At 68.9% G+C, this 9331-nt stretch carries 13 protein-coding genes, 1 tRNA gene and 1 pseudogene; 14 read left to right on the top strand and 1 reads right to left on the bottom strand.

Annotated features, from left to right (window positions below; genetic code table 11):
• The first annotated feature begins 172 nt into the window (after nt 1-172).
• The 8 genes and pseudogenes from AC2W7C_RS09250 (at nt 173) to AC2W7C_RS09215 (ending at nt 4242) form a co-directional block, all read left to right on the top strand.
• Nucleotides 173-248 (top strand) — tRNA-Thr (locus AC2W7C_RS09250).
• A 116-nt stretch (nt 249-364) separates the two neighbouring features.
• Nucleotides 365-514, top strand: a pseudogene (locus AC2W7C_RS09245) (helix-turn-helix domain-containing protein); the annotation flags it as partial.
• Between the two features lie 115 nt (nt 515-629).
• On the top strand, nt 630-890 hold the full coding sequence (locus tag AC2W7C_RS09240; RefSeq protein WP_486001176.1) for a hypothetical protein: 261 nt from the start codon (nt 630-632) through the stop codon (nt 888-890).
• Nucleotides 891-898: 8 nt separating this feature from the next.
• The gene (locus tag AC2W7C_RS09235; protein WP_486001175.1) at nt 899-1027 is read left to right on the top strand and encodes a hypothetical protein; all 129 of its coding nucleotides are present in this window, start codon (nt 899-901) and stop codon (nt 1025-1027) included.
• A 27-nt stretch (nt 1028-1054) separates the two neighbouring features.
• Complete coding sequence (locus AC2W7C_RS09230; RefSeq protein WP_486001174.1) at nt 1055-1519, top strand: hypothetical protein; 465 nt, start codon at nt 1055-1057, stop codon at nt 1517-1519.
• 50 nt (nt 1520-1569) lie between these two features.
• Nucleotides 1570-2763, top strand: a complete 1194-nt coding sequence (metK, locus tag AC2W7C_RS09225) for a methionine adenosyltransferase (protein WP_486001173.1) — start codon at nt 1570-1572, stop codon at nt 2761-2763.
• Between the two features lie 124 nt (nt 2764-2887).
• Nucleotides 2888-3595 carry a tRNA (guanosine(46)-N7)-methyltransferase TrmB gene (gene trmB / locus AC2W7C_RS09220; RefSeq protein WP_486001172.1) on the top strand — a complete coding sequence of 236 codons (708 nt, stop codon included), beginning with the start codon at nt 2888-2890 and terminating at the stop codon, nt 3593-3595.
• The gene (locus tag AC2W7C_RS09215; protein WP_486001171.1) at nt 3592-4242 is read left to right on the top strand and encodes a cyclase family protein; all 651 of its coding nucleotides are present in this window, start codon (nt 3592-3594) and stop codon (nt 4240-4242) included. The genes trmB and AC2W7C_RS09215 overlap by 4 nt, the downstream gene beginning before the upstream one ends.
• Here the strand turns inward: AC2W7C_RS09215 and AC2W7C_RS09210 are convergent.
• The gene (locus tag AC2W7C_RS09210; RefSeq protein ID WP_486001170.1) at nt 4239-4760 is read right to left on the bottom strand and encodes a biotin transporter BioY; all 522 of its coding nucleotides are present in this window, start codon (nt 4758-4760) and stop codon (nt 4239-4241) included. The two genes, AC2W7C_RS09215 and AC2W7C_RS09210, sit on opposite strands and share 4 nt — an antisense overlap.
• Nucleotides 4761-4858: 98 nt before the next feature.
• On the opposite strand from AC2W7C_RS09210, the gene AC2W7C_RS09205 reads away from it, so the two are divergent.
• The 6 genes from AC2W7C_RS09205 to AC2W7C_RS09180 all read left to right on the top strand — a co-directional run.
• Complete coding sequence (locus AC2W7C_RS09205) at nt 4859-5362, top strand: DUF1993 domain-containing protein (RefSeq protein ID WP_486001169.1); 504 nt, start codon at nt 4859-4861, stop codon at nt 5360-5362.
• 99 nt (nt 5363-5461) lie between these two features.
• On the top strand, nt 5462-6016 hold the full coding sequence (locus tag AC2W7C_RS09200) for a hypothetical protein (RefSeq protein ID WP_486001168.1): 555 nt from the start codon (nt 5462-5464) through the stop codon (nt 6014-6016).
• Nucleotides 6013-6555 carry a ribosome maturation factor RimP gene (gene rimP / locus AC2W7C_RS09195; protein ID WP_486001167.1) on the top strand — a complete coding sequence of 181 codons (543 nt, stop codon included), beginning with the start codon at nt 6013-6015 and terminating at the stop codon, nt 6553-6555. Before AC2W7C_RS09200 ends, rimP begins: the two co-directional genes overlap by 4 nt.
• A 3-nt stretch (nt 6556-6558) precedes the next feature.
• Nucleotides 6559-8313: a transcription termination factor NusA gene (gene nusA / locus AC2W7C_RS09190; protein WP_486001166.1), complete on the top strand. Its 1755-nt coding sequence runs from the start codon at nt 6559-6561 to the stop codon at nt 8311-8313.
• 18 nt (nt 8314-8331) lie between these two features.
• Nucleotides 8332-9000 carry an RNA-binding protein gene (locus AC2W7C_RS09185; RefSeq protein ID WP_486001165.1) on the top strand — a complete coding sequence of 223 codons (669 nt, stop codon included), beginning with the start codon at nt 8332-8334 and terminating at the stop codon, nt 8998-9000.
• A 77-nt stretch (nt 9001-9077) separates the two neighbouring features.
• Nucleotides 9078-9331 (top strand): translation initiation factor IF-2 associated domain-containing protein (locus AC2W7C_RS09180; RefSeq protein WP_486001164.1); only part of this gene is annotated, 254 nt, incomplete at its 3' end.

Below are 9331 nucleotides of genomic sequence, written 5' to 3'. Positions count from 1 at the left end.
CCGGCGGCCGCGATTTCGCGCGCCGTGGCGGAGGCCCTGTCGCCCGCCGGCTTCGCGGAACTGCGGGTCGCGACGGCCCGACCGAAACGCCCTGATAGAGGCGCTTGGCAACCTGGCGCGCGCCGTATAAAGAACCCGCCTCGCGCCGGACCCCGCGTCCGTTTCGCCCAAGGCCGCTTTAGCTCAGCCGGTAGAGCACCTCATTCGTAATGAGGGGGTCGCGTGTTCGAGTCACGCAAGCGGCACCATTTCCTGTCACCGTCACGCCGGTCCGAGCCCCGGTTTCGAGCGACGCGGGCTCACTCGCCGATCTGGACGCCCCGGCCGGAACGGCCTAGCTAGGGTTGCAGTATCGGAGCGGTCGATGTCGCCAGGATTGAGCGCGCGTCAGGAAGAGTGTCTGAGGCTGACCGCCTTTCTGACCGACAAGGAGATCGCCGCGCGCCTGGGCCTGTCCGAGGCCACGGTGAAGAAGCATGTGCATGAGGCGTGCCGGCGGCTGGGGGTCAACCGGCGCAAGGCGGCCCTGGCGCTTCTGCAACGAAACGTACCAGAGGGTACGAAAGACCCCATTGGCGAAACCTCCGGCGCCGGTTCTGCTGCCTCCTCGGTCAGGGAGGCAGGCCAGGATGATCGATCGAAGCAAACCTCTTCCGCACTGGACGTGGGAAGATCTGGAGGCGGCGCTGGACGGGTTCAGCCCGACGGGACCGGACAATCCGGTCCGGGCCTATCTGATGCGCGGTCTGGCGGACGACGCGGAGCAGGCTACGCCCCGGGAGCTGCTGCAACAGGTGCTCAGCGCGGGCTGGGTGATGGCGCAGATGGGAGCGCGGACCGCCGGTTCGGCTACCGACCTCCGCCACGAGGCTGGGGCGTCCGCGTCCTGATCATCCTGGTGATGCTGGTGCTGGCGGCGGTCATGATGAAGGCGATCGCCGACGCCGTCGTCGCCTATCAGCGTCAGGTCCACGTCATCGACGAGACCATCACGAGCGGCGCGGCCGCTCGCCCGCCGGAGCGCTAGCCGCGGCCGGCGCGTCCGAGGACCGGCATGGCCCCTTTTCAACTTTTCTTCCTGCTGGTCAGCCTGGCCGTGTTCGCCCTGGCGTGGCTGCGCGGCGGCCACACCGAAAGGGCGGGGGTGGCGATGTTCGTGCTGGCCTATGTCGCCAGCTTCGTGCTCCAGACCGTGACGCTGAACGGCTTCCGCCTGGGCGAGGCGCTGGTCGATCTGTTCCTGTTCGTCGCCCTGGTCTGGCTGGCGCTGCGCCGGGACCGGTGGTGGACCCTGGCGGCCGCGGCCTTCGCGGGCCTGACCATGGTGGCGCATGCGGTGATGTTCATGACGCCGGACTTGCAGACGCATCACATCCGCGCCGACGTGGCTTCACGCTGGGGCATTGGCGTTCTGATGGTGCTGTGCCTGGGAGCCGGCGTGGCCGAGCGCTGGATGGCGGGCGAGGCGCCGGCAAGCCGGTACGCCCGCTGGTCGCGACCGGAGCGGCGGGTGACTTGAACATATAAACATATCTTTATATGTCTGGCGGCCTTCACCAGGAGCCCGCCTTGTCCCGCACATCCTTCCTCTTCACGTCCGAAAGCGTCTCCGAGGGCCATCCCGACAAGGTCGCGGATCGCATCTCCGACACCGTCGTGGACCTGTTTCTGTCCAAGGACCCGGAAGCCCGAGTGGCGTGCGAGACGCTGACGACGACGAACCTGGTGGTGCTGGCCGGCGAGATCCGCGGCAAGGGCATCATGGGGGCCGACGGTCAGTGGGCGCCGGGCATCGAGGCCGAGATCGAGGCCGCGGTGCGCGCCGCGGTGCGCGACATCGGCTACGAGCAGGATCAGTTCCATTGGAACACCTTCGAGTTCCAGAACCACCTGCACGGCCAGTCCGCCGACATCGCGGTGGGCGTGGACGCGGCCGGAAACAAGGACGAGGGCGCCGGCGACCAGGGCATCATGTTCGGCTACGCCTCGAACGAGACGCCTGAACTGATGCCGGCGACGCTGGCGTACAGCCACAACATCCTGAAGGCCCTGGCGGACCTCCGTCACGCGGGCGGCACCCTTCTGGAGCCGGACGCCAAGAGCCAGGTGACGCTGCAGTACGAGGACGGCCGCCCGGTGCGCGCCACCTCGATCGTCGTCTCGACCCAGCACGCGGCCGGAAAGACCCAGGCCGAGGTGGCGGCGGTGGTCAAGCCGGTGGTGGAGAAGGTGCTGCCGCAGGGCTTCATCACCGACGAGACCGTCTGGCACATCAATCCCACGGGCATCTTCGAGATCGGCGGACCCGACGGCGACACTGGCCTGACCGGGCGCAAGATCATCGTCGACACCTACGGCGGCGCGGCCCCGCACGGCGGCGGCGCCTTCTCGGGCAAGGATCCGACCAAGGTCGACCGGTCGGCCGCCTACGCCTGCCGCTACCTGGCCAAGAACGTCGTCGCCGCCGGCCTGGCCGACCGCTGCACGATCCAGATCAGCTACGCCATCGGCGTGGCCCAGCCCCAGTCGATCCACGTGGACCTGCACGGCACCGGCAGGATCGCGGAATCGGTGCTGGAGGAGAACATCCTGGGCTTCATCGGCGGCGCCACCCCGCGCGCCATCCGCGAGCACCTGGGCCTGAATAAGCCGATCTACGCCCGCACCGCCGCCTACGGCCACTTCGGCCGCACGGCCGACGCGGACGGCGGCTTCTCGTGGGAGAAGACGGACCTGGTCGACAAGCTGAAGGCGCTGGCCTGAGGTTCTAGGGACTAGGTTCTAGGGGCTAGGTTCTAGGTTTTAGGGAGAGTTGTTCGGGTGACGCTCCTAGAACCTAGCCCCTAGTCCCTAGAACCTAGCCCCCGCGGCGAGCTATACGCCCGCCATGTCTTCCGATCCCGACACCTCCAAGGCCCCCACCTGGGGCCCGCTGCGTTCGTTCGGCCGCATCAAGTCGCGCACGCTGAAGCCGCGGCAGGCGGCGCTGTTCGACACCCTGCTGCCGACCATCGCCGTGCCGGACCCGAAGGCGGGGCCGATCGACCCCCGGGCGCTGATGCCCGAGGCCGAGGAGGTCTGGCTGGAGATCGGCTTCGGCGGCGGCGAGCATCTGGCCGCCCAGGCGGCGCGTCGTCCCAAGGCGCTGATGATCGGCTGCGAGCCCTTCCTGAACGGCGTCGGCTCGGCGCTGCGCCATATCGACGACGGCGGGCTGAAGAACGTCCGGCTGCATGCCGACGACGCGCGCGACGTGATGAAGGCCCTGCCCGACGGCTCGCTGGACCGGGTGATGATCCTGTTTCCCGACCCCTGGCACAAGGCGCGACACAACAAGCGACGGCTGATCCAGGACGAGACCGCGGCCGAGATCGCTCGCCTGCTGAAGCCGGGCGGGCGTCTGAGGTTCGTGACGGACTGGAAGGACTACGCCGAATGGGCGCTGGAACGGCTGGAGCGCACGCCCGGCTTGACCTGGACCGCCGACCGGGCCGACGACTGGCGGGTGGCGCCCGAGGACCACGTCGTCACCCGCTACGAAGAGAAGAAGCTGGGGGACACGCCGCCGATCTTCCTGGAGTTCGTTCGCGATTGACCCTGATCGACCTGAGCCATGTGATCGAAGACGGCATGGTCACCTACAAGGGGTTGCCCGCGCCGCACGTGTGCGATTGGCTGAGCCGTGAGGCGTCGAGAGCGAACTACGCGCCAGGGACGGAGTTCCAGATCGGCGAGATCACCCTGGTGGGCAATACCGGGACCTATCTGGACACCCCCTTCCATCGCTACGCCGACGGCGAGGACCTGTCCGACGTCGGACTGGACCGGCTGGTCGACCTGCCGGGACTGGTGGTGCGGGCCGGCGATCGTCAGGCGGTGGACGCGGACCTCTTCGAGGGGGTGGAGGTCGCAGGGCGAGCGGTGCTGGTGCATACGGGCTGGAGCCGGCATTGGCGAACCGAGGCCTACTATGACGGCCACCCCTTCCTGACGGAGGCGGCGGCCGACCGGCTGGCCGAGGGCGGGGCGCGGCTGGTCGGGATCGATTCCCACAACATCGACGACACCTCAGGGCGGACCCGGCCGGTGCACTCGCGGCTGCTGGGCTCGGGCGTGCTCATCGTGGAGCACATGTGCGCGCTGGAGCGGCTGCCCGACGGACCGTTCCGGTTCTTCGCCGCTCCGCCGAAGGTGAAGGGGTTCGGCACCTTTCCTGTCCGCGCGTTCGCCCAGGTCGGCTAGGCGACGACCCTCGATGCGAGCCTGCGCAGGGGTGGAGCGAGCAGCGCGGCCAGAACCGATTTCACTCCGGCCCCGACGACGAAGGGCGTGAAGCCGTCGTCCAAGGCCGGCCGGACGCCGATGCGGACCGCCAGCCAAGCCGCGCCGGCGACGAGGATCAGCAGGTGGAGCGCCAGCATCAGGGCGACCTTGGCTGAGCTGCTTTCCGCCCGCTCGAACAGGGCGCCGGCCAAGCCGGCCGCGACCGGAAAGGCGAGCAGATACCCGGCGGTCGGCCCGCTGAAAGGGGCGAGGCCGGACGCGCCGTCGGACAGGACCGGAAGGTTCGCGGCGGCCATGGCCAGGTAGAGCAGGGCCGAGGCCGCGCCGCGCCAGGCGCCCAGGATCGCGCCGGACATCAGCACCGCGAGGGTCTGCAGCGTCATCGGCACGGGGGTCATGGGGACGGCGACCTGCGCGGCCAAGGCGATGAACCCGGCGAAGGCGGCGATCAGGGCGAGAGAGGCAAGCGCGCGCATGACCCACGCCACCACGGGGCGATCGCGGGCGCAAGCCGATCTGGATTTCCGCGACGAAGCGGGGCAACAGGCGGGGACCCTGAAAAAGGACGCCGCGGATGACTTTCGCCCTCGAGGACGCCGCCACGCCGATCTTCGTGCGCGGCCTGAATACGCTGTCCGGCCTGGTCGACAAGGCGGCCGCGTCGGGCCTGGAGGAGGCCGAGATCCTGGAGGCGCGGTTGGCGCCCGACATGTTGCCGTTCGCCGACCAGGTCCGGATGGCCTCATTCTCGGCCCGCAGCTGCGTCGCGCGCCTGACCGGCCAGCCTTGGCCGAGGACCGACGACAAGGAAGCGTCTCTGGAAGAGTTGAAGGCGACCATCGCGCTGTCGCTGGCCTTCATCCAAGGCGTCGACCCGGCGGGGTTCGAGGGCGCCGAGACGCGCCGCGTCGAGCTGCGCTTCCCGGGCGTGGAGCTGGATTTCGAGGGCGCGGGCTATTTGACCAGCTTCGCCATTCCGAACTTCTACTTCCACGTGACCACGGCCTACGCGATCTTGCGCAACAAGGGCGTGGCGCTGGGCAAGCGTGATTATCTGGGCCGACTGGCGCTGGTCTAAGGCCCGCCTCGCCTCGGCTGACCGTTCCTGACAGGCGCGGCGCGGCGGATTTCCTGAGGCCGGGACGTGGTCTAGCGTGGCCGGGCATCGGAGACGCGCATGTCCAAGACAGGTCTTTCCATCCCGGGCTTCCTGCTGGCGGCCGTCGCGGCCCCGCCGGTCTCGGTGACGATCTTCCTCGCCCTGGCCTGGCTGTTGCCCCAGACCTCGGAACGGCGTGTTCCGATCTCTGAAATCCCCATGACCTACATGGTCGCCGCGCTGATGGGGATCGTCCCCAGCCTGGTGTTCGGCGGGCTGACGCTCCTGGCCATGAAGGCGGTTTTCAAGGCCTGGCCGCCCCGGCGCTGGGTCATGGCCGCCGGGGGGCTCGCCGCGGCGGCGGCGTACTGCGTCGTGTCGACGGTCGCCGGGTTCGCGCCCTGGGGCGCCTGGCCGTCGAGGACCGTCCGGCACGGGGTTGATCGCGGCCTGCGTCCTGCTGTCCGGGGGCGTCGCGGGGCTGATCTACGCGTCGTTCGCCGCAAGGGGCTGACAAACCCTTCAGGCGGGTCTATATGCCGCCCCACATCGTTAGACCGGCGTCCGACGGCGCCGTTTGAAGCGGCGGCCCGGAAGGCCAGCCGCTTTTATTTTGCCCGGGACCCCTCTTGAAGGCCAAAACCGCAGAAGACCGCCAGCTCCTGGAGCTGATCGAGCCCGTCGCCGAAAGCCTGGGCCTCGAGGTCGTGCGCGTGCGCCTGATGGGGGGAACCCAGCGGCGGCGGCTTCAGATCATGGCCGAGCGCGCGACCGACCACGACATCGCCGTCGAGGAGTGCGCCCGCCTGAGCCGCGCGGTGTCGGAGGTGCTGGACGCCGCCGACCCGATCGCCGGCGAATATCTGCTGGAGGTCTCGTCGCCCGGCATCGACCGGCCGCTGACGCGTCTGGCCGACTTCGACCTGTTCGAAGGTTACGAGGCGCGGCTGGAGACCGATCGAATGATCGAGGGCCGCAAGCGCTTCAAGGGCGTGATCGCCGGGACCGAGGACGACAACGTCGCCATGGACCTGGAAGGGGAAGAGGACACCGCCCTGATCCCGTTCGCGTGGCTGGCCGACGCCAAGCTGGTGTTGACCGATGAATTGATGAAGGCGGGCGCCGAGAAGCGCGCCGCCCGTAACGACAACTCTACCGAGACCGAGGACTAGACCATGGCTGTGGCCGGCGTTTCCGCGAACCGACTCGAACTGCTGCAGATCGCCGATGCGGTCGCGCGCGAGAAGAACATCGACAAGGAGATCGTCGTCGAGGCGATCGAGGAGGCGATCCAGAAGGGCGCCAAGTCGCGCTACGGCGCCCACCACGACATCCGCGCCAAGATCGACATCAAGACCGGCGAGCTGGCCCTGACCCGTCACGTCACCATCGTGGAAGATGACTGGCAGCCGGAAGACGAACTGGAGGAGTTCAACGACAGCGCCATGGTGCGCCTGAAGGACGCCTTGAAGCGCGACCCCGAAGCCGTGGTCGGCAAGGAGTACGTCGAGGAGCTGCCGCCGTTCGAGTTCGGCCGCGTCCAGACCCAGATGGCCCGCCAGGTGGTGACCGGGAAGGTCCGCGAGGCCGAGCGCGCCAACCAGTACGAAGAGTTCAAGGATCGCGTCGGCGAGATCGTCAACGGCACGGTCAAGCGCGTCGAATACGGCAACACCATCGTCGACCTGGGCCGCGGCGAGGGCATCATGCGCCGCAACGACTCGATCCCGCGCGAAGTGTTCAACATCGGCGACCGGATCCGCACCTACATCTACGACGTCCGCCCCGAGGCGAAGGGGCCGCAGGTCATGCTGTCGCGCTCGCACCCCGGCTTCATGGCCAAGCTGTTCGCCCAGGAAGTGCCCGAAGTCTACGACGGCGTGATCGAGATCCGCGCCGCCGCCCGCGACGCGGGCTCGCGCGCCAAGATGGCCGTTCTGTCGAACGACAGCTCGATCGACCCCGTCGGCGCCTGCGTCGGCATGCGCGGTTCGCGCGTGCAGGCGGTGGTCGCCGAGCTGCAGGGCGAGAAGATCGACATCATCCCCTGGGTCAACGACGAGCCGACCTTCATCGTGAACGCCCTGGCCCCGGCCGAGGTGTCCAAGGTGGTGCTGGACGAGGAAGCCGACCGCGTCGAGGTGGTGGTCCCCGACGAGCAGCTGTCGCTGGCCATCGGCCGCCGCGGCCAGAACGTGCGCCTGGCCTCGCAGCTGACCGGCTGGCAGATCGACATCATCACCGAAAGCCAGGATTCGGAGCGCCGCCAGCGCGAGTTCAGCGAGCGCACCAGCCTGTTCCAGGAAGCCCTGGACGTGGACGAGGTCATCGCCCAGCTGCTGGTCACCGAAGGCTTCGCCACGGTCGAGGACCTGGCCTATGTCGAGCCGTACGAGATCTCGGATATCGAGGGCTTCGACGAGGACACCGCCGAAGAGCTGCAGGCTCGCGCCCGCGACTTCCTGGAACGCCAGGCCGCGGAACAGGACGCCAAGCGCAAGGCGCTGGGCGTCGAGGACGGCGTATTGGAGGTGCCCGGCGTGACCCTGCCGATGGCCGTGGCCCTGGGCGAGGGCGGCGTGAAGACCGTCGAGGACCTGGCCGACCTGGCCACGGACGAGATCCGCGGCGGCTACGAAGTCAGGAACGGCGAGCGCGTGAAGGTCCCGGGCGTGCTGGAGACCTTCAACCTGGCGCAGGAAGACGCCGAGATGCTGATCCTGCAGGCCCGCGTGGCCGCCGGCTGGATCGACGCGTCCGAACTGCCCCAGCCCGAGCCGGAGTACGAGGAAGAGTACGCCGAGGGCGAGTACGATCCTGAAGCGGTCTTCTCGGGCGCGACCGGCGAAGACGAGGTGGCCGAAGCTCCGGCCGAAGGCGACGACGCGGAGGTCCTCGAAGAGGACTCCGAACAGTCCCGCGACGCGTGATGGGAGACCTGGCCGTCCATGAGAGTTCGCGAAGCGACGACTGAGCGGGAGCGCCGAGACCTGGTCACTCACCAGGTCATGGAGGAGTCTCGCCTGATCCGCTTCGTGGCCGCCCCGGACGGCTCGGTCGCCCCCGATCTGGCGCGCAAGCTGCCGGGCCGCGGCCTGTGGGTCGCGGCCGATCGCGCCTCGGTCGAGGCGGCGGTGAAGAAGAACCTGTTCAGCCGCGCGGCCAAGGCCCCGCTGAAACCGGCCGCGGGTCTGGCGGACCTGGTCGAAACCCTACTGGCCAAGCGCTGCCTGGATCAGCTGGGGCTTGCCCGACGCGAGGGCGTTCTTATCTCTGGCTTCGAAAAGTCGGCGGCGGCGATCCGCTCCGGCAAGGCCGCGTGGCTGGTGGAGGCGGCGGACGGGTCCGCCGACGGTCGGGGCAAGCTCCTGGCGCTCGCGAAACACCAGGCCCGCCCCCCCAAAGTGTGCGGCGCGTTCGGCGCGGACGATTTGGGTTTGGCCCTTGGGCTGGAAAATGCGATACACGCCGTCCTGCTTGAGGGCGGGCGGGCCGATCGCTGGACCTTCGAGGTCGAACGACTGGCGGGATTTCGACCGTTGTCGCCCCCCGGATGGGGCGCGGACGCGGCTGAGGACCCGGATGGATTTTCAGACGGGCGGGGTTCTGCTCCCTGAACGGGGGCGGGGCGCCGCACGGCTTTTGTGTTTGGACGACGACGGTGGATGTCCCGCCGTCAAAGTAAAGCGACCGGATGACTGACGAGAACGACAAGACCAACGACGGCAAGACGACCCCGCCTTCGCCCGCTCCGGGCACGGGGCCGCGCGCGCCGCTGAGCCTGAAGCCGCGCACGGCGGGATCGGTTTCGACCGGCACCGTCAAGCAGAGCTTCAGCCATGGCCGCTCCAAGACCGTGGTGGTCGAGACCAAGCGTCGCGTGGGCGCCGCCCCGGGCCATCAGCGTCCGCAGGGCTTCGACGTCGCGCGTCCGCGCACCGACGCCCC

Source organism: Brevundimonas sp. CURTG3B2_SDJG, assembly GCF_057364705.1.
Note: the sequence above shows the minus strand (reverse complement) of the source record. Positions and strands in the feature narration are given on the sequence as shown.

Excerpts from the sequence above, each read along its gene's own strand:
- AC2W7C_RS09240 (WP_486001176.1), top strand. The coding sequence starts at position 630 with ATGATCGATCGAAGCAAACCTCTTCCGCACTGGACGTGGGAAGATCTG.
- AC2W7C_RS09230 (WP_486001174.1), top strand. The coding sequence starts at position 1,055 with ATGGCCCCTTTTCAACTTTTCTTCCTGCTGGTCAGCCTGGCCGTGTTC.
- trmB (WP_486001172.1), top strand. The coding sequence starts at position 2,888 with ATGTCTTCCGATCCCGACACCTCCAAGGCCCCCACCTGGGGCCCGCTG.
- AC2W7C_RS09210 (WP_486001170.1), bottom strand. The coding sequence starts at position 4,760 with ATGCGCGCGCTTGCCTCTCTCGCCCTGATCGCCGCCTTCGCCGGGTTC.
- AC2W7C_RS09205 (WP_486001169.1), top strand. The coding sequence starts at position 4,859 with ATGACTTTCGCCCTCGAGGACGCCGCCACGCCGATCTTCGTGCGCGGC.
- AC2W7C_RS09200 (WP_486001168.1), top strand. The coding sequence starts at position 5,462 with ATGTCCAAGACAGGTCTTTCCATCCCGGGCTTCCTGCTGGCGGCCGTC.
- nusA (WP_486001166.1), top strand. The coding sequence starts at position 6,559 with ATGGCTGTGGCCGGCGTTTCCGCGAACCGACTCGAACTGCTGCAGATC.
- AC2W7C_RS09185 (WP_486001165.1), top strand. The coding sequence starts at position 8,332 with ATGAGAGTTCGCGAAGCGACGACTGAGCGGGAGCGCCGAGACCTGGTC.